Source organism: Palleronia salina, from assembly GCF_900141995.1.
Taxonomy (GTDB): Bacteria; Pseudomonadota; Alphaproteobacteria; order Rhodobacterales; family Rhodobacteraceae; genus Palleronia; species Palleronia salina.
The window spans coordinates 64,742-82,689 of the sequence record NZ_FQZA01000002.1 but is presented as its reverse complement, the minus strand read 5'-3'; the positions used below and the strand labels follow the sequence as shown (position 1 = coordinate 82,689).

Here is a 17,948-nt window from a genome sequence, read left to right as displayed (position 1 = left end):
GGTCTGGACCGTCTTGATGTCCGGCTCATGGCCCTTCTGGGCCTCGCCCTTTTGCCCATTGGCCTCATCGCCATGGTGCAGACCTACCGCGTGATCGACAATGCCGACGAGGTCGCGCGCGCGGCGTTGATCGGGCGCACGGTCAACGCGGTGACCGACCAGCGCGAAGCTCTGGTGCAGATGCGCGGCGCGGCCCGCATCGCTGCCGAGATTGTCGCGACGTCGCTCGAGGATCAAGACGCGTGCTCGGCCAACATGGTGCGGTTCACCACGCGGTTTCCGTCCGTGTCGTTCGCGGGCTACGTCGACAATGATGGCGTGGTGCGGTGCGCGTCCTCCGGTATCGGCACGGACCTGTCCGACAACCCGGTCTATCGTCGGTGGATCTCCGAATATGCCGGCTTCTTCGCTTCGTCCCAGGGCGCAATCTCCGGCGTGCCCGTCGTCTCGGTCGTCGAGCCCGTTCGTATCGATGGGCGATCGATCGGGTTCTTCGGCGTCTCGATCCCGCAGGCACCGCTGAATATCGGAAGCGAAGAGGCCGGGATCGAGTCGCCCCTGGCCACCCTCACCATGACGCGGACGGGCGAGGTCCTGAGCCTCGCCAGCGCCGCAAGCACGACCGACATATTGCCCCTGCTGCCCGATTTCGAGCACTTCCGAGGTGCGATCTTCGGGGGCGCCCGCCAGATCATCGAGGAGGGACCTGACGGCAGGTCCTACATCTACACCACCGTCCCGATCATCCCCGGCGAGATCTTCGCGATGTCGATCTGGCGGTCCTCGGCCGTTTCGACGGGGGGGCTGACAGCGGCCAGCGCGATCCTGTTCCCGCTGCTCATGTGGCTGGTCAGCATCGGGGTGGCATATTTCGCGGTGCACCGCTTGGTGGTGCGCCACATCCGCCAGCTGCGGCTGCGCATCCGCGCCTTCACCACGACGCGCCGCGTTCTGCCGTTCCGCGACGGCGGCGACCTGCCCAGCGAACTGCGCGAGGTCGTCGAGGCGTTCGAGCAGCTGACCGAACGCATCCTGCGCGACGAGGCCGATCTCGAGAACAGCCTGCACGAGAAGGACGTGCTGCTGAAAGAGGTCCACCACCGCGTGAAGAACAACCTGCAACTGATCTCGTCGATGATGAACATGCAATTGCGCAAGGCCACGTCCGAGGAGACGCGCAGCCTGATCCGCCGCCTGCAGGACCGGGTCCTGGGCCTGGCGACGATCCACCGGAACCTCTATCGCGCCAACGTGCTCAGCCGGGTGGACAGCGCACAGCTGATCGCCGATCTCGTGGACCAGATCACCGCCAACGCGGATGTCAGCGACGGGGCGATCGACCTGCAGACCGACATCCAGTCCGTGGCGCTCTACCCGGACCAGGCGGTGCCACTGTCGTTGCTGGTCACGGAAACGCTGACCAACGCGTTCAAATACGTGGGATCGCAGAAAGATGAGCGGCCCTGGATCAAGCTTGGCCTGACCGAGTCCGAGGGCACGGTGACGCTGTGCTGCGAGAATTCTCTTGGGCCGAGATTCGCCGGCGATGCGGGGCTCGGGGCCTCGGGCCTGGGGTCGCAGCTCATGCAGGCGTTCGTCATGCAGCTGGACGGCAGGATGACCGTGCGCGAGTCGGAAGGACGCCATACCGTCACCCTTGTCTTCGACACCAGCGAATTCACGGACGAGCTATGACAGACACGGCCGCCCCCCGGCTGCTGCTGACGGCAGAGGAAGCCTTTCCCGCCTTCGAAGAGGCCGTGCTGGCCGCGCAGGACCGGATCGTCATGGGCTTCCGCGTGTTCGACGCGCAGACCAAGCTGCGTTCCGAAAACGCGCGCGAGATCGGGGAGGACTGGTTCGACCTGCTGATCCACACCCTTCGGCGCGGCGTGCGCATCGACCTGACACTGTCGGATTTCGACCCGATCGTCTCGCCCGAGATGCACGCGGTCTGCTGGTCTTCCATGCGCCAGATGGCGGCGATATCCGAGCTTGCCGGCCCCGACGCCGCGCCGCTGCGGGCGCGCGCGGCCATGCATCCCGCGCGCGTGGGATGGCTGACCGGCTTTGCGCTCTGGCCGCGTGTCGCGCGCGAACTGGCCGAACTGCGCGAGACGCTGAACGGGCTGGAAGCGCCCGCGCGCCTGACGAGGTTCCGCCACCTGCGGCGCGCGCATCGCTGGCTGCGGGTGGGCGCCAAGCACCTTGTCGAACAACACAGCGGCGGGCCGTTCCCGCTGCATCCGGTGTCGCATCACCAGAAGCTGGCGGTCATGGACGGGCGCGTTCTTTACATCGGCGGGCTGGACCTGAACGGGCGCCGCTACGACACGCGGCAGCACCGCGGCCCGGGCGAACAGACCTGGCACGACGTGCAGATGATCGTCGAGGGACCTGCCGCCGCGGCCGCCGAGGCGCATCTGGAAGCGATGGCCGACGTGACGCGCGGCGACGCCGATCCCACGCCCGGGGAGGGCGGCTTCGTGCGGACCTTGTCCAAGCGGCGTCACTGGCCGCTGACGGCGTTCGGGCCCAGCCAGCTGCTGACCGAGATCAACGACACGATCTTCGAGGAAGCCGCCGCCTCGCGGGATCTGATCTATTTCGAGACGCAGTTCTTCCGCGACCGCGCGCTGGCCCGGCACCTGTCCGACCTCGCGGGGCAGCATCCGGATCTCAAACTGCTGATGGTCTTGCCGGCCGCGCCCGAGGATATCGCCTTTCACCGGCGCACCAAGGTCGATGCGCGCTTCGGCGAGTATCTCCAGGCGCGCTGCGTGCGACAGGTGTCCAAGGCCTTCGGCGACCGCGCCTATTTCGCCTCGCCCGCCCAGCCGCGCAGCGAACTGCCCGGTCCCCCACCGGGGCGTGACGTGATCGACGGCGCCCCGCTGATCTACGTCCATGCCAAGCTGTGTGTCTTCGACGATCGCAGCACGCTGATCTCGTCGGCGAACCTGAATGGTCGGTCGCTGCACTGGGACACCGAGGCCGGCGTCCTGACCAAGGATGGCGATTTCGCGCGCAACGTTCTGTCTCGCGCCCTGACCCATTGGGCCGGGCAGCGGGCCTTCGATCCGCAGCGCTCGGCCATCGAACAGGTCCGCGGCTGGGCCGAGGAAGACCGGTTCCGCCAGCCCGAGAACCGCGAAAGCTTTCTTCTGCCCTACGATGTGCGTCCCGCCCGCAAGTTCGGCATGCCCCTGCCCGGCGTTCCGGGCGAAATCGTCTGAGCGGGGAACCGGGCGTTGCCGCCCGGGATTGGCTGGCCATGACCGAGGATCATCCCGAAGCCCAGGACCTGCCGCGCCCCGAGACCGAAGACGGCGCGCCACGCCGCGTCGGCGTCGAGGTCGAACTCGGGGGCCTGGACGAGCGGGCCGTCACCCATATCCTGGCCAATGGCCTTGGCGGGACCGAGCGGCAGACCGGCGACTACGAATGGACCGTCGAGGGATCGGACCTGGGCACGGTGGAAATCCTGCTCGACACCAAGCTGCGCGATCACGCCTCGTCGAAGATCGCGCAGATGGGCCTCGACCTGGGCCGCGCGGTCATCCCGGTGGAATACGTGACCGAGCCGGTGCTGCCGCGTGAGCTGGCCCGTATCGAGGCGGTGAACGAAGCCCTGGTCGCCGCCGGCGCGCTGGGCACGCAGGACGGGGTCGCGTTGGGCTTCGGGGTGCATCTGAACGCGGCGCTGCCCGCGATGTCGGTCCCGGCGATCCTTCCGACCCTGCGCGCCTTCTGCCTGGTCGAGGAATGTCTACGCGACAGCATGGATATCGATCCGGCCCGTCGCATCCTGCCCTTCGTCGACCCCATGCCAGCGGCGCTGACCGACGAGATCTGCGCGCCCGAGGCCGATGACTGGGACATGGACGCCCTGACCGACGCCTACCTGGAACACGCGGCCAGCCGGAACCACGCGCTGGACCTGCTGCCGATCCTGAAGCAGCACGCGCCCGACCGCGTCGTCGCCGCCGTTCCGCAGATGGACCACAAGTCCGCCCGGCCGGCCTGGCATTATCGCCTGCCCGATTGCCGGATCGACGATCCCGCCTGGTCGGTCACGCTGGAATGGAACCGCTGGTGCGCCATCGAGCGAATCGGGGCGGACGCGGACCTGCTCGACCGGCTGTGCACCGCGTGGCGGGACCACCGTTCCGGCGTGCTGCACCTGCCGGGGGGCTGGCGTGACCGCGCGGCCGAGATCCTGAACGACGCCGGGATGCACCCATGAGGAAACCGCTGATCGGCGTCACCACCTCGCAACGCTCGGGCTGGCGGATCTTCCCGCTGGTGGCGCTGAACGTCTGGCTGGCGGGTGGGCGCGCGGTGCGGTGGGGGGTAAACCGGCCCGACGACATCGACGCGGTGGATGGCGTCATCATCGGCGGCGGCGACGACATCTCGCCCGACCTGTTCGGCGGAAAGATCATCTCGTCCGCCCGGCTCGACCCCGAGCGGGACGCGCTGGAACAGCGCCTGGTGGGCGAGGCCATGGCGGCCGGCAAGCCCGTCCTGGGCATCTGCCGTGGCGCGCAGATGATCAACGTCGCGCTGGGCGGGCGGCTGGACCAAGACGCATACGGCACCTACACGGCCAGCGAACGGCACTGGACCATCCTGCCGAAGAAACACATCGACGTGCGGCCCGACACGCTTCTGTCACGCCATACGGGCACGGCGCCCATGTGGGTGAACGCGCTGCACAGCCAGGCGGTGTCGGTTCTCGGGGACGGTCTGCAGGTCGCCGCGCGCGACGAAGGCGGCATGATCCAAGCGGTGGAGCGGGTCGCACCGCCCTTCGCTCTGGGCGTGCAGTGGCACCCCGAGCACCTGTTCTACGCCCACCGCCAGCGCGCGATCTTCCGGGCGTTGGTCAACGCGGCGGCCGCCCGCTACGAGGCGCGCGACCAGATCAGCGCGGTCCGGGACGCGGCCCCGGTCTAGCCGAAAACGGCGTGGCCCTGGTCGGCCAGCCGCCGGAACCGCGACAGGGACACGATGCCGTCGCCCTTCAGCAGGGCGTCGGTCATGCGGAAATCATCTGTCATGCGAAAGTCGGTGATCTCGCCCAGCGGGCCCTCGGGGCCGAACGCCTCGCGCCCGATCCACTCGGACATCCGTTCCAACCGGAACACGCGGCCGCTGCCATCGCGCATGACGTCCGAGGGGGCATCGTCTCCGGACGTCTCAGGCATGGACTCCTCCATGCCGACCGTTGCCGCGAGAAGGGGCGAGAAGGTGTTCCCGAACGGCCCGATCACCACGGGCGGCAGGTCGGGCGCAGGCTCGGACGCGGGGTCGAGCATGGGGGCGTCGTCAAGCTCGGCCCGTGACATGGCAAGGGGCCAGCCGGAATCGTCTGGCCGCTCGAACCGCCGGATGGTCACCAGCACCTCTTCCCGGCTCAGCCATCCGCCGAGATCGACCAGCACGTGGCGCAGGGTCCAGTCACGCGAAGAGAAGAACAGCTCGCGTACCGGAAAATCCCCATCCTCGGTCTTGGCCTTGGCGGCCATCAGGGTGCGTGCGGTGATGGTCATGTTGTTTCCTTTTTGCCTGCCTGTGGCAAACCCGCACAGACCGCCGCGGTTCCGGAACGGCGGGCGCTGTCGTGGATTGTGCAGCCAACGACCAGCAACCTGAAAGGACCAGTTATGGACCTGACCTACCTTCTCGTGCTTCTCGCGCTCCTGACCCTCGGGGCCGTGACGATCTTCGGAATCGTCAGCAAGGAGCGGACCGATCACCACTTGCGCAAGCGTCGTCGCGGCGAAGAGAGGGCATCGAGCCTGGCCGCGGATGGCGACGAAACGACGGCCAAACAGATGTGAGCCCAACCGCTGCGGAACTTTGTCGCAGCCCAAGTGATTGTCCCCTTGAATTCAGACGTTCAAGGGGACTTTTTTCATGGTTGAGAACACCAACAAGCCGGAGCCGTCGACCGAGGAGCTGTCGCGCCAGGTCGAGCTTTTGAAGGGCGACATCGCCCGCCTGACGGATACCATCAAGGACATGGGTGTCGCCAAGGGCCGCGCCTACAGCGACGAAGCGCGCCGCCGGGCCAACGCCATGCGCAGCGAGGCCGAGCACAAGGTCGACGAGGTCGAGGAATACGTGCGCGAAAACCCGGCCACGGCCCTTGGCATCGCCGCCCTGGTGGGCCTGATCGTCGGCTTCCTGACCCGCCGCTGATCGGTGTTCGCCCCGATTCTTCTGCGCGCCCAGCTGATGGGCAAGCGCGTCGCCCGGCGTGCCGTGTACGGCACGCTGGGCGGCTTGTTCGCGTTGGTCGGTGTCGGCTTTTTCGCCAGCGCCGGCATGATCTACCTGATCGATCTTTACGGTGGCCTGATCGCGTCGCTCATCGTGGGCGGCGTCTTCTTCGTGATCGGTCTTCTCATCCTGGCCTATTCCAAGATCCCGCCGCGCGCGATCCCGCGCGAGCAGGCGCGCCAGATGGCGGATCCCACGAAATCCACCGAGGCCGCCACCGACGAGACAAGCGCCCGCGCCCTGACGGCGGCGAATGTCGCACAGGCCTTCCTGCTGGGACTGTCGGTCGCGCGCGCGATCAGTCGGAAAGATTGAGGTTGCGCAGCGCGTCGCTGAGCATCTGAGTCGAGAACGGCTTGCCCAGGATCTCGGCCCGCTCGTCGAACATGTCGACGACGACCTGGTGATTGGTCATCACCACGGTGGGCACCTGGCGTTCCGCCAGGGCCCGGGCCAGACCCTCGAGCCGCGGCGCCGCGGCAGATCCCGACACGATGCAGAGCCGGATATCGGTTCCGGTCACGACAATATCCTCCGCATCCTTCAGGGACTTGGCGGTCACGGTCTCGGCGTCGGGCAGTTGGGTTCGAACGGTTTCGGCGATATCTTCTGAAACGACGGGAACATTCTCGACAATGAGAACGATCGGCATGGGCAATTTCCGGAATGGTGTCTGGTATGGGCGTTTGAACGCTTCTTGATAGACCGCGAGAAGCCTTGCATTAAAGTATGACGTATCCCAACGAGAAACTTCATGCCGACCGACTGTAGTAACTGCCCACTTCGTCGCCTTCCGGGCTTCGAAAACCTTTCGCCGGAAGAGCTCGAGTTCATGTCGCACTTCAAGGTGGGCGAGATCGACGTGAGTTCTGGTCAGGCCGTGGTCATCGAGGGGGCGAAAAGCCCACAGCTCTTCACGGTGCTGGATGGCATGGGCGTGCGGTTCCGGACGCTGGAAGACGGGCGGAGCCAGATCACCAACTTCGTGATGCCGGGCGACTTCATCGGCATGCAGGACGCGATGCTCGACGATATCGGCTACTCGATCGAGGCGACCACGCCGATGACGCTGTGCGTCTTCCGGCGCTCGGATATCTGGACCTTGTTCCGCAACCATCCCGAACGGGCCTTCGACATGACGTGGCTGGTCTGCAGCGAGGAGCATTTTCTGGGCTCGGCCCTGGCGACGGTGGGGCAGCGGTCCGCCCTGGAACGCGTGGCCTGGGCATTGGTGGTCATCCACGACCGTTTCCGGCAACTGGGCCGTGTCGATAACGGGGTCTTCTCCTTCCCGTTCCGCCAACAGGACCTGGCCGACGCGCTGGGCCTGTCACTGGTCCACACCAACAAGACCCTTGCGAAACTGCGTGACCGGGGGTTGGCAAGCTGGGCCGAAGGTGTCGTGCGGGTCTTCGACCGGGAAGGCCTGCGCCAACTGGCCGTCATGGACGAGGTTGAGCGCAAGGTGCGCCCCCTGATCTGAGCCTCAATTCTCGATCAGGGTGTCGGCGACCCGCGCCTCGCGTTCGCCCATGGGCCGCTCGGGGCCCTTGGTGCTGTCCTCTCGCGTGCGCAGCTCGAGCTCGGCGTTCAGCGACGCGCCCAGCAGGACCGAAAACGCGCTGAGATACAGCCACATGAGCAACGCGATCACCGCCCCCAGTGCGCCGTAGATCTGGTTGTAGTTGCCGAAGTTCGACAGATAGTAAGAGAACCCGTAGGAAATCGCGCCCCAGATGATGATCGCCACGATCGCCCCGGGCGTCAGCCAGCCGGGACGGGCATGTCGTCGGTTGGGGCCATAGCGATAGACCACGCCCAGCGCACCGACCACGACGCCCAGTGCGATGATCCAGCGCGCGGATGCGATCAGCAGCGTCGTGATCGGCCCCAGCGGCAGGATGGCCAGCACGATGGGCAAAATCACGACGCACGCCAGCGCGATCAGCGCGACACCGATCAGAAGGAAGGTCACGCCGAAGGCCGCCGCGATCTGGCGCAGTCCTTCGCGGTTCCTTTCGCGGTAGATGGCGTTCAGACCCCGGATCAGCGCGGCGACACCCGCCCGCGACGACCAGATGGCGGCCCCCAGCGAAATCACCGTGGCCCATCCCAGCGTGCTTGAGTTGGCATTGATCAGCGCGCTGACCTGCTGGTCGAGGATGGCGTAGGCATCGCCGGGCACGAAGCCGCGCAGAACATCCAACTGCTCGGCCACGGTCAGCGGATCGGCGAAAAAGCCCCAGATCGCGATGACCGCGGCGACCGAGGGGAAGATCGCAAGCATGCCGTAAAAGGCCACCCCGGCCGAAATCAGGCCCAGGTTGTTGTTGTTCAGCTCGAAAAACACACCCTTGGCGGCATGGTACCAGATCCGCCAGTTCAGCCCCGGGCCCAGGATGGTGGCCATGGCGGCCTCCGTTCTGATCGTTACTTCCGACGATTAACATAGGGTTGTCGCGGCCCGAAACAGCCGCTGGGGCAGCCGGATGGCCGGATCGGCGGCGGAAAGGTGCATATTTGGCGCAAAATACGCGCCGCGTCGTCGATCCGGGCGAACGCCGCTGTTGGAATCGCGCCAGGCGATGGTTATCTTTTCCGTACGCCCGCGTCGTGGCCAGACGGCGCAGCCACGAAGGAGGACACCGTCCTGTCTGCTACCCAGACCGCGACCAGCCAGGTCGCACACCCGGATCAGCGCACGTCCGCGCCCCTGTCCGAAACGCGCTTGCAGCCCGATGCGCTGCTGGCGGAAATCCTGAAATCCCTCGATGACGACCAGGCCCAGGAGGTCGTGCAGATCGATCTGCGCGGCAAATCCGAAATGGCCGATTTCATGGTCATCTGCTCGGGCCGCTCGTCGCGCCAGGTCGCGTCGATCAGCGATAAGCTGGTCGATCGGCTGAAGCACGACTTCGGTCGGCTGTGCAAGGTCGAGGGCAAGGATGGCGGCGATTGGGTGCTGATCGACACCGGCGACGTGATCGTGCACGTGTTCCGACCCGAGGTGCGCGAGTTCTATCAGCTGGAAAAGATGTGGCTCGGCCCGACCGACGCCCCGGGCCGCGCCTGACCCCCAGGTGAAGGTCCATCTGTGCGCCGTGGGCCGGATACGGCCCGGCCCCGAGCGCAGCCTGATCGACGATTACGCGGCCCGCTTCGACCGCGCCGGACGGCCCTTGTCTCTCGGTCCCCTGGCCGAGCACGAGGTCGAGACCCGCAAGACCAGCGGGATGGAGGCCGAGGCCGACGCGCTGGCCCGCGCCATCCCGGACGGCGCCGTTATCTGCGCGCTGGACGAACGCGGCAAGACGCTCAGCTCCCCCGAATTTGCCGACCTGCTCGCCCGATGGCGGGACGAGGGCCGGCCCGCGGCTGCCTTCCTGATCGGCGGTGCGGACGGGTTGCACCCGGACTTGCGCAAGCGCGCCGATGCCCGGCTCAGCCTCGGGCGCATGGTCTGGCCGCACATGCTGGCCCGCGTGATGCTGTCCGAACAGCTGTATCGCGCGGTGTCGATCCTGTCGGGCGCACCCTACCATCGCGAATAGGCCGCGCGACGCTTTCGCCCCGGCGGCCGGCACGATAGAACGGCGGCACAGCCAAAGACGGGAAAGCAAGCCATGACCGCACCGAAGCCAGTCGTCCTTTGCATCCTCGACGGGTGGGGCGCGCGGGACGAGACCGACGCGAACGCCCCCGCGCTGGCGAAAACCCCCAATTTCGACCGGATCCGCGACGCGGGCCCCGAGGCGCGGCTGACCACCCACGGCCCCGACGTCGGCCTGCCCAAGGGCCAGATGGGCAATTCCGAGGTCGGTCACACCAATATCGGCGCGGGCCGCGTGGTGGCGATGGACCTGGGCCAGATCGACCTGGCGATCGAGGATGGCAGCTTTGCCGAGAACCCGGCCTTGCAGGCCTATATCACCAACCTGCGCGCGTCCGAGGGGACGGCGCACCTGATGGGCGTGGTTTCGGACGGGGGCGTGCACGGCCACGTGGACCACGTCCTCGCTGCGACGCGGATCATCGCCAGGGCGAACATTCCCATCGTCATCCACGCCATCACCGACGGGCGCGACGTGGCGCCGAAATCGGCCCGCGATTTCATGCGGCACCTGCAGGACAACCTGCCCGAAGGTGCCCGCATCGGCACGGTGATCGGGCGCTACTACGCCATGGACCGCGACAACCGCTGGGAACGGGTCGAAACCGCCTACCGCGCCATGGTCGCCGGCAAGGGCAAAGCGACGGCAGCCGATGCGGACACCGCCGTCAGCCAGGCCTACGACACGGACACGACCGACGAGTTCATCCCGGCGACGGTCATCGGCGATTACGCGGGCATGGCCGATGGTGACGGGTTCTTCTGCCTGAACTTCCGCGCCGACCGCGCGCGCGAGATCCTTGCCGCCATCGGTGCGCCCGATTTCGACGGTTTCGATGTCTCGGACCGGCCGCAGCTGAACGCACGGCTGGGCATGGTCGAGTACAGCCAGGACCACAACGCCTATTTCTCGACCGTCTTTCCCAAGCGCAAGCTGGTGAACACGCTGGGCGAGTGGGTGGCCAAGCACGGGCTCAGCCAGTTCCGGCTGGCCGAAACCGAGAAATACCCGCACGTCACCTTCTTCCTGAACGGCGGGAAGGAATCGCCCGAGGACGGCGAGGATCGCGCCATGCCCAAGTCGCCCAGGGTCGCGACCTACGACATGCAGCCCGAGATGTCGTCGGCCGAGGTCACCGACCGTTTCGTCGAGGCGATCGAGAAGGGCTACGACCTGATCGTCTGCAACTACGCCAACCCCGACATGGTGGGTCATACCGGTGACCTGGATGCCGCCATCGCCGCCTGCGAGGCGGTGGACCAGGGTCTTGGCCGCGTGCTCGACGCGCTGGAAAAGGCCGGCGGCGCGATGATCGTCACCGCCGACCACGGCAATTGCGAAGTCATGACCGACCCCGAGACGGGCGGGCCACATACCGCGCACACCACGAACCTGGTGCCGGTGATGCTGGTGGGCGGTCCCGAAGGGGCATCGCTGGTCGATGGCCGGCTGGCGGACCTGGCGCCGACACTGCTGGAGCTCATGGGTCTGCCGCAGCCCGACGAGATGACCGGGAAAAGCCTGATCCGCTGATGCTGCGCGCGCTTTGCCTTTCGCTTTGCCTGGCCGGTCCGGCCGTGGCGCAATCCGACGCGGCCAGCATGGCCGACCGCGCGGCGCAGGCCCTGTCGCGGGCCGCCGAGTCGCTTGAGGCGGCCGAGTCGTCGCGCGACCGGGTGGCGGCGCTGACGCGCACCGTGCAGGCCTACGAGGACGGGCTGTCCGCCCTGCGCGCCGGGTTGCGCCGCGCGCGCGAGGACGAGGCGCGCATCACCGCGCGGCTGGATGCCGAGCGCGATCAGCTGGGGCGGCTTCTTGGCGCCTTGCAGGTCATGGGCGGCGCGCCCGAGGTGTCGCTGCTGCTGCATCCCGAGGGGCCGGTGAACACGGCCCGCGCGGGGATCCTGATGGCCGACCTGACGCCCGCGCTGGCCGCACGGCTCGAGGCGCTGACGACCGATCTTCGCAACATCGCGAGCCTGCGCGCGGTGCAACAAAGCGCCGAGGCCGACCTGGCCGACGGCCTGTCCCAGATCCAGACGGCGCGCGCCGCACTGTCCAAGGCGGTGGCCGATCGCGTTGACCGTCCCGACCGCGTGGCCGAGGACGAGACCGCCATGGACCGCCTTGCGTCCGATGCGCGCAGTCTCCGGGATTTCGCCGCCAACCTGCCGGCTGGGCCGGCCGCGACCGAGGCGGCCGATTTCCTGCGCGCGAAAGGCAGCTTGGACCTGCCGGTGGCGGGCCGGGTGCGGCTGGGGTTCGGCGACCGCGACGCGGCGGGGATCACGCGGCCGGGCTGGGTCATCGACACCGCGCCGGGCGCGCTTGTGACGGCGCCATGGCCGGGGACGATACGGTATCGCGGCCCGCTTCTCGACTACGGAAACGTGATGCTGCTTGAGCCCGCCGAAGGCTATCTGCTGGTTCTTGCCGGGCTCGACGTGGTCTACGGTGCGCCCGGACAAATCGTCGGGGCCGATGCGCCGCTGGGCCTTATGCCCAGCGCACAGACCGCGGCCCCTGACGAAGCCCGCGACGAAGCCGGCGCTGGTCAAACGGCGCCACAAAGGCTTTATGTGGAACTGAGGTCGGATGACGGCCCGGTGGACCCCGCAGACTGGTTCACCGTGCAGGAAGAATAGGACGAGGCAAATGAGAAAGTTCGTAATGGCCGCCCTCGGCGGGACGCTGGCCGGGGTGCTTCTGACCACGCAGATCGCAGGGCCGCTGATCGCGCAGGAAAACGCCAATCGCTCCAGCGTCTACGAGCAGCTGGACCTGTTCGGCGACATCTTCGAACGGATCCGCGCGCAATACGTGGAAGAGGTCGACGAGGGTGACCTGATCGAGGCCGCCATCGACGGGATGCTGACCTCGCTCGACCCGCATTCCAGCTATCTCTCGCCCGACGACGCGCAGAAGATGCGCACCCAGACGCGCGGCGAATTCGGCGGTCTCGGCATCGAGGTGACCCAGGAAGAGGGCTTCGTGAAGGTCGTGTCGCCCATGGACGACACCCCCGCCGACGCCGCAGGCATGCAGGCCGGCGACTTCATCACCCATGTCGACGGCGAGTCGCTTCTGGGCCTGACCCTGGACGACGCCGTGGCCCTGATGCGCGGCCCGGTGGGCAGCGAAATCGTCGTCACCGTCGTGCGCGAGGGCGTGGACGAGCCCTTCGACGTTTCGATCATCCGCGACACGATCGAGCTGACGGCCGTGCGGTCGCGCCTGGTGGGCGACACCGTGGTGCTGCGGGTCATCACCTTCAGCGACCAGACCTATCCCAAGCTGGTCGAGAACCTGGAAGAACAGGTCGAGGCCGCCGGCGGCATGCAGAACGTCAACGGCTTCGTCATCGACCTGCGCAACAACCCCGGGGGCCTTCTGACCCAGGCGATCCAGGTCAGCGATGCGTTCCTCGAAGAAGGGGAAATCGTGTCGACCCGCGGCCGCGATGTGCAGGACAGCGAACGGGTGAATGCCACCGAGGGCGACCTGACCGAGGGCAAGCCCATCGTCGTGCTGATCAACGGCGGCTCGGCCTCGGCGTCCGAGATCGTCGCGGGCGCGCTGCAGGACCACCGCCGCGCCATCGTCGTCGGCACCAAGTCCTTCGGCAAGGGTTCGGTTCAGACGGTCATGCCGCTGAGGGGCGAGGGCGCCATGCGCCTGACCACCGCGCGCTACTACACCCCGTCGGGCCGGTCGATCCAAGCGCTGGGCGTGTCGCCCGACATCGTGGTGCAGCAGCCCGCCGCAACCCCCGAGGAAGACGAGTCCGAGGAAGAGACGAGCCCCTTCCAGCGCCGGTCCGAGGCGGACCTGCGCGGCGCGATCAGCAACGACTCGGTCACCGACGATCAGCGCGAGATCATCCTGCAGGAGCAGGAAGCCGCCGAGGAGGCCGCCGAGCTGCGCAACGAGGATTACCAGCTGGCCTATGCCATCGACATCCTCAAGGGCCTGTCGGCGCTGAGCCCGGGCGGCCAGTAAGCGTGGCCGTCAAAGCCGAGGATCTGCCCTATCGCCCCTGCGCGGGCGTGGTCCTGGCCAACCCGGCCGGCCACGTCTTCGCGGGGCAGCGGATCGACCACGCCTCGGGCGCCTGGCAGATGCCGCAGGGCGGGATCGACCCGGGCGAGGACGCGCAGACCGCCGCCCTGCGTGAGCTCCAGGAAGAAACCGGCATCGCGCCCGCCCTTGTCGATGTCGAGGCGGCGACGGACGACTGGCTGTTCTACGACCTGCCCGACGACCTTCTGGGCAAGGTCTGGGGCGGCAAGTATCGCGGGCAGAAGCAGAAATGGTTCCTGCTGCGGTTCCGGGGCAGCGACGATGACGTGCGCATCGACACCGACCACCCCGAGTTCTCGGCGTGGCGCTGGACCGATCCCGACGCGCTGATCGACCAGATCGTGCCCTTCAAGCGCGACATCTACCACGCCGTGTTCGCCGCCTTCCGCGACAGGCTGTGATCCGGGCGGCGATCTTCGGCGCCCTGGTGGCCTGCCTCGCGGCGGCACCGGCCCTGGCGCTGTCCTGCCGCGCGCCGGACGTGGTGCGCAGCTATCTCGACGCGGACGCCTCCGATGATTTCTACACGGTGGTTCTGGGCCGCATCACGGCCGGAACCCCGATCTCGTCCGATTTCGCGCCGCGTCCGGGCACGCGCATCGCGGCAAGGCTGCGCGGCCGCGTGCTGGGCCCGGACGGGTTCGCCAGGCCGTTTGCGCGGTCCATCCAGGTTCAGATCGGTTGCGCGGGGGCCTGGTGCGGAAACCTGCCGCCGCAGGACCGCGACGTGTTGGTTTTCCTGCGGCATGAGAATGGCGACCGGGTTCTGGAGGTGGGGCCCTGCCCGCAATGGCTGTTCCAGAATCCCGACGCCGCGCAGGTCGCGCGTGTTGCCGACTGCCACACCGGCGGGGCCTGCGACACCGACGGCTAGGCTTCGGGGCATCGTGTCGCGGGGCGCGGCAAAACGACTCCACTGAAGAACAAAAATAGAACATAGTGGCGGCATGAGTCGCCCTGTCACCGCATCTGTCGAGCTGTCGGCCACGTCCAACTTCACCTTCCTCACCGGGGCGTCCCACCCCGAGGAATACGTGGACCGGGCGGGGCTGCTGGGGCTGTCGGCCATCGCCATCGCCGACGAGAACAGCGTGGCCGGCATCGTGCGCGCCCATACCCGCGCGCGTGAGCTGCGGCGCATGGTGAAGCTCAGGGCCGAGGCCGAGCTGATCGGCCCGCCCGCGCCACCGGGCCTGCCCAGGCCGCCCAGCGCAGACATCACCACCGTGCCGCGGCTGATCCCGGCGGCGCGCATCGTCACCGACCGCGACCTGCAGGTCACCGTCATCCCCCGCGACCGCGACGGCTGGGGCCGGCTGTGCCGCCTGATTTCGCTCGGGCGGCTTCGGGCCGAGAAGGGCAGCTGCCAGGTTCGTCTTGACGATCTTCTGGACTGGGGCTCGGGCTGCGAGCTGATCGTCCAACCCGGCGGGCCGTCCGATTGGCGCAAGCAGGCGGCGCGGCTGGCGGGCCGGTTTCCCGGGCAGGTGAGCCTGTGCCTGTCGCCCCGCTATGACGGGCAGGACCCCGCGCGCTGGGCCCGCGCCACCCGCGCCGCCGCGGACCTGGGCGTGCCTACGGTGGCCAGCGCACGGCCGATGATGCACCACGGCGCGCGGCGGCGGCTGGCCGACGTGCTGACCGCGATCCGCACCGGCACGCGGGTGGACGCGCTGGGCCGGGCGTCGCTGGCCAATGCCGAGCAGCGCCTGCGCGCGGGCCCCGAGATGCGGCGCCTGCTGGGCGAGCACGAAAAGGCATGGGACCGCGCCGCCGCGCTAGCCGCGCGCTGCACCTTCTCGCTGGACGAGCTGCGCTATGAATACCCGTCCGAGGTGGCCGACGGCGAATCGGCGTCGGACCGGCTGCGGCGGCTGGCGCTGAAGGGGCTGGAGTGGCGCTATCCCTCGGGCGCGCCGGACCACGTGGCCCAGCTGCTCGAACACGAGCTGACGCTGATCGGCAAGCTGGGATACGAGCCGTATTTCCTGACCGTGAACGATATCGTCAGCTTCGCGCGGTCGCGCGACATCCTGTGCCAGGGGCGGGGCAGCGCGGCGAACTCGGTGGTCTGCTACTGCCTTGGCGTGACCTCGGTTTCCCCCGAGATCGGGACCATGGTGTTCGAGCGTTTCGTCTCCGAGGCGCGGGACGAGCCGCCCGATATCGACGTGGATTTCGAGCACGAGCGCCGCGAGGAGGTGATCCAGCACATCTACGACCGCTACGGCCGCCACCGCGCCGGGTTGTGCGCCACGGTGATCCACTATCGCGCCAAGCGCGCCATCCGCGAGGTGGGGCGCGCCATGGGTCTGACCGACGACACGCTGGCATCGCTGTCGTCGCAGCTTTGGGGATTCTTCGGCACCAACGGGCTCGAGGCGCACCGCATGGCGGAAATCGGGCTCGACCCGCGCGACAAGCGGCTGCGCCTGACGCTTGAACTGATCTTCCAGATCATCGGCTTCCCGCGCCACCTGAGCCAGCACGTGGGCGGCTTCGTCATCACCGAGGGCCGGCTGGACGAACTGGTCCCGGTGGAAAATGCCAGCATGGAGGACCGGACGGTCATCTGCTGGGACAAGGACGACATCGACAGCCTGGGGATCCTCAAGGTCGACGTGCTGGCGCTGGGGATGCTGTCGTGCCTGCGGAAGGCGTTCGACCTGATCCAGCGGCATCACCGGACCGAGTACACGCTGGCCAGCCTGCCGCCCGAGGATCCCGCGACCTACGACATGCTGTGCAAGGCCGACAGCCTTGGCGTTTTCCAGGTGGAAAGCCGGGCGCAGATGAACTTCCTGCCCCGGATGCGGCCGCGCACCTTCTACGACCTGGTGATCGAGGTGGCGATCATCCGGCCCGGCCCGATCCAGGGCGACATGCTGCATCCCTACCTGCGCCGCCGCGCGGGCGAAGAGGAGGTGACATTCCCCTCGGACGCGCTGGGCCGGGTGCTGGGCAAGACGCTGGGCGTGCCGCTGTTCCAGGAGCAGGCGATGCAGATCGCCATCATCGGCGCGGGCTTCACCCCGGACGAGGCCGACCGCCTGCGCCGGGCGCTGGCCACCTTCAAGAAGCTCGGCAATATCAGCGAGTTCCGGAACCGCTTCCTGAAAGGGATGCGCGACAACGGCTACGACCGCGACTTCGCCGAACGCTGCTTCGCCCAGATCGAGGGGTTCGGCAGTTACGGCTTCCCCGAAAGCCACGCGGCCAGCTTCGCGCTGCTGGTCTATGCCTCGGCCTGGGTCAAGCGGCACCATCCCGGCATCTTCGCCTGCGCCCTTCTGAACGCGCAGCCCATGGGGTTCTACGCCCCCGCGCAGATCGTGCGGGACGCCCGCGAACACGGGGTCGAGGTGCGGCCCGTCTGCGTCAACGCCAGCTTCTGGGACAACGTGATGGAGCCCGACGCCAAGGGGGGCCTGGCGCTGCGCCTGGGGTTCCGCCAGATCAAGGCCATGCGCGAGGACGAGGCGCACTGGATCACCGCGGCGCGCGGCAACGGGTACGTGCAGGTCGAGGATCTGTGGCGCCGCGCGGGGCTGTGCCAGCGGTCGCTGCGCGCGCTGGCCGAGGCGGACGCCTTCGCCGGGCTGGGCCTTAGCCGGCGCGAGGCGATCTGGGCCGCCAAGGCGCTGCACGGGACCGAGCCGCTGCCGCTGTTCGGCGGGGACATGGACGGCGAGGGCATCGTCGAGCCCGCCGCCTACCTGCCGCAGATGACCGAGGGCGAGCAGGTGATCGAGGATTACGTCGCCATGCGCCTGACCCTGCGCCGCCACCCCATGTCGTTCCTGCGCGCGCGGCTGACGCCCGGAATGGGCACGCCCGCCCGGGGCGCGGTGCAGGACGGTCGCCGCTTCGCCGAGGCCGGCGGCCTCACGCGCAGCGACGCCTGGGCCCGCGACGACGAGGGCGGCGGTCTGAAATGCACGTCGGTCCGCAGCTAGGCCGGACCGGGAC

At 68.0% G+C, this 17,948-nt stretch carries 19 protein-coding genes; 16 read left to right on the top strand and 3 right to left on the bottom strand.

Annotation, left to right across the window (positions count from 1 at the left end; translation table 11 throughout):
* Positions 1 to 27: 27 nt before the first annotated feature.
* The 4 genes from BUB76_RS03275 to BUB76_RS03260 are packed head-to-tail and all read left to right on the top strand — an operon-like array spanning position 28 to position 4,959.
* Complete coding sequence (locus BUB76_RS03275) at positions 28 to 1,695, top strand: sensor histidine kinase (protein WP_073126703.1); 1,668 nt, start codon at positions 28 to 30, stop codon at positions 1,693 to 1,695.
* Positions 1,692 to 3,236, top strand: a complete 1,545-nt coding sequence (locus BUB76_RS18295; RefSeq protein ID WP_073126701.1) for a phospholipase D-like domain-containing protein — start codon at positions 1,692 to 1,694, stop codon at positions 3,234 to 3,236. Before BUB76_RS03275 ends, BUB76_RS18295 begins: the two co-directional genes overlap by 4 nt.
* Positions 3,237 to 3,274: 38 nt before the next feature.
* Complete coding sequence (locus BUB76_RS03265) at positions 3,275 to 4,246, top strand: amidoligase family protein (RefSeq protein WP_073126699.1); 972 nt, start codon at positions 3,275 to 3,277, stop codon at positions 4,244 to 4,246.
* Positions 4,243 to 4,959, top strand: a complete 717-nt coding sequence (locus tag BUB76_RS03260; protein WP_073126697.1) for a gamma-glutamyl-gamma-aminobutyrate hydrolase family protein — start codon at positions 4,243 to 4,245, stop codon at positions 4,957 to 4,959. Before BUB76_RS03265 ends, BUB76_RS03260 begins: the two co-directional genes overlap by 4 nt.
* Here BUB76_RS03260 and BUB76_RS03255 read toward each other — a convergent pair.
* Positions 4,956 to 5,555 carry a hypothetical protein gene (locus BUB76_RS03255; RefSeq protein WP_073126695.1) on the bottom strand — a complete coding sequence of 200 codons (600 nt, stop codon included), beginning with the start codon at positions 5,553 to 5,555 and terminating at the stop codon, positions 4,956 to 4,958. The two genes, BUB76_RS03260 and BUB76_RS03255, sit on opposite strands and share 4 nt — an antisense overlap.
* A gap of 114 nt (positions 5,556 to 5,669) precedes the next feature.
* On the opposite strand from BUB76_RS03255, the gene BUB76_RS17870 reads away from it, so the two are divergent.
* The 3 genes from BUB76_RS17870 (at position 5,670) to BUB76_RS03245 (ending at position 6,603) form a co-directional block, all read left to right on the top strand.
* Positions 5,670 to 5,846 (top strand): hypothetical protein, encoded by a 177-nt coding sequence (locus BUB76_RS17870; RefSeq protein WP_175481681.1) that lies wholly within the window; start codon positions 5,670 to 5,672, stop codon positions 5,844 to 5,846.
* 76 nt (positions 5,847 to 5,922) lie between these two features.
* The gene (locus tag BUB76_RS03250) at positions 5,923 to 6,207 is read left to right on the top strand and encodes an ElaB/YgaM/YqjD family protein (protein ID WP_073126693.1); all 285 of its coding nucleotides are present in this window, start codon (positions 5,923 to 5,925) and stop codon (positions 6,205 to 6,207) included.
* A 3-nt stretch (positions 6,208 to 6,210) separates the two neighbouring features.
* Complete coding sequence (locus tag BUB76_RS03245; RefSeq protein WP_073126691.1) at positions 6,211 to 6,603, top strand: hypothetical protein; 393 nt, start codon at positions 6,211 to 6,213, stop codon at positions 6,601 to 6,603.
* Here BUB76_RS03245 and BUB76_RS03240 read toward each other — a convergent pair.
* Positions 6,587 to 6,940: a response regulator gene (locus BUB76_RS03240; RefSeq protein WP_073126689.1), complete on the bottom strand. Its 354-nt coding sequence runs from the start codon at positions 6,938 to 6,940 to the stop codon at positions 6,587 to 6,589. The two genes, BUB76_RS03245 and BUB76_RS03240, sit on opposite strands and share 17 nt — an antisense overlap.
* A 180-nt stretch (positions 6,941 to 7,120) precedes the next feature.
* Here BUB76_RS03240 and BUB76_RS03235 point away from each other — a divergent pair, with 180 nt between their 5' ends.
* Positions 7,121 to 7,771 (top strand): Crp/Fnr family transcriptional regulator, encoded by a 651-nt coding sequence (locus tag BUB76_RS03235; RefSeq protein WP_308417658.1) that lies wholly within the window; start codon positions 7,121 to 7,123, stop codon positions 7,769 to 7,771.
* A 3-nt stretch (positions 7,772 to 7,774) separates the two neighbouring features.
* Here the strand turns inward: BUB76_RS03235 and BUB76_RS03230 are convergent, their stop codons facing one another.
* Positions 7,775 to 8,698: a YihY/virulence factor BrkB family protein gene (locus BUB76_RS03230; RefSeq protein ID WP_073126684.1), complete on the bottom strand. Its 924-nt coding sequence runs from the start codon at positions 8,696 to 8,698 to the stop codon at positions 7,775 to 7,777.
* Between the two features lie 303 nt (positions 8,699 to 9,001).
* Here BUB76_RS03230 and rsfS point away from each other — a divergent pair, with 303 nt between their 5' ends.
* From rsfS to BUB76_RS03190, 8 genes are all read left to right on the top strand, one after another.
* Complete coding sequence (rsfS, locus tag BUB76_RS03225) at positions 9,002 to 9,361, top strand: ribosome silencing factor (protein WP_073127507.1); 360 nt, start codon at positions 9,002 to 9,004, stop codon at positions 9,359 to 9,361.
* 7 nt (positions 9,362 to 9,368) lie between these two features.
* Entirely contained in the window at positions 9,369 to 9,839 is a 471-nt protein-coding gene (gene rlmH, locus BUB76_RS03220) for a 23S rRNA (pseudouridine(1915)-N(3))-methyltransferase RlmH (RefSeq protein WP_073126682.1), read from the top strand.
* 72 nt (positions 9,840 to 9,911) lie between these two features.
* Positions 9,912 to 11,432: a 2,3-bisphosphoglycerate-independent phosphoglycerate mutase gene (gpmI, locus tag BUB76_RS03215; RefSeq protein ID WP_073126680.1), complete on the top strand. Its 1,521-nt coding sequence runs from the start codon at positions 9,912 to 9,914 to the stop codon at positions 11,430 to 11,432.
* The gene (locus BUB76_RS03210) at positions 11,432 to 12,544 is read left to right on the top strand and encodes a murein hydrolase activator EnvC family protein (protein WP_073126677.1); all 1,113 of its coding nucleotides are present in this window, start codon (positions 11,432 to 11,434) and stop codon (positions 12,542 to 12,544) included. Before gpmI ends, BUB76_RS03210 begins: the two co-directional genes overlap by 1 nt.
* Before the next feature lie 10 nt (positions 12,545 to 12,554).
* A complete protein-coding gene (locus tag BUB76_RS03205; RefSeq protein WP_073126675.1) occupies positions 12,555 to 13,898 on the top strand; it encodes a S41 family peptidase in 1,344 nt (447 codons plus the stop codon).
* A 2-nt stretch (positions 13,899 to 13,900) separates the two neighbouring features.
* Positions 13,901 to 14,380 carry an RNA pyrophosphohydrolase gene (locus BUB76_RS03200; protein WP_073126673.1) on the top strand — a complete coding sequence of 160 codons (480 nt, stop codon included), beginning with the start codon at positions 13,901 to 13,903 and terminating at the stop codon, positions 14,378 to 14,380.
* The gene (locus tag BUB76_RS03195; RefSeq protein WP_073126671.1) at positions 14,377 to 14,853 is read left to right on the top strand and encodes a hypothetical protein; all 477 of its coding nucleotides are present in this window, start codon (positions 14,377 to 14,379) and stop codon (positions 14,851 to 14,853) included. Before BUB76_RS03200 ends, BUB76_RS03195 begins: the two co-directional genes overlap by 4 nt.
* 73 nt (positions 14,854 to 14,926) lie before the next feature.
* Positions 14,927 to 17,935, top strand: coding sequence for an error-prone DNA polymerase (locus BUB76_RS03190; protein WP_084140513.1), 3,009 nt, complete (start codon positions 14,927 to 14,929; stop codon positions 17,933 to 17,935).
* Positions 17,936 to 17,948: the final 13 nt, after the last annotated feature.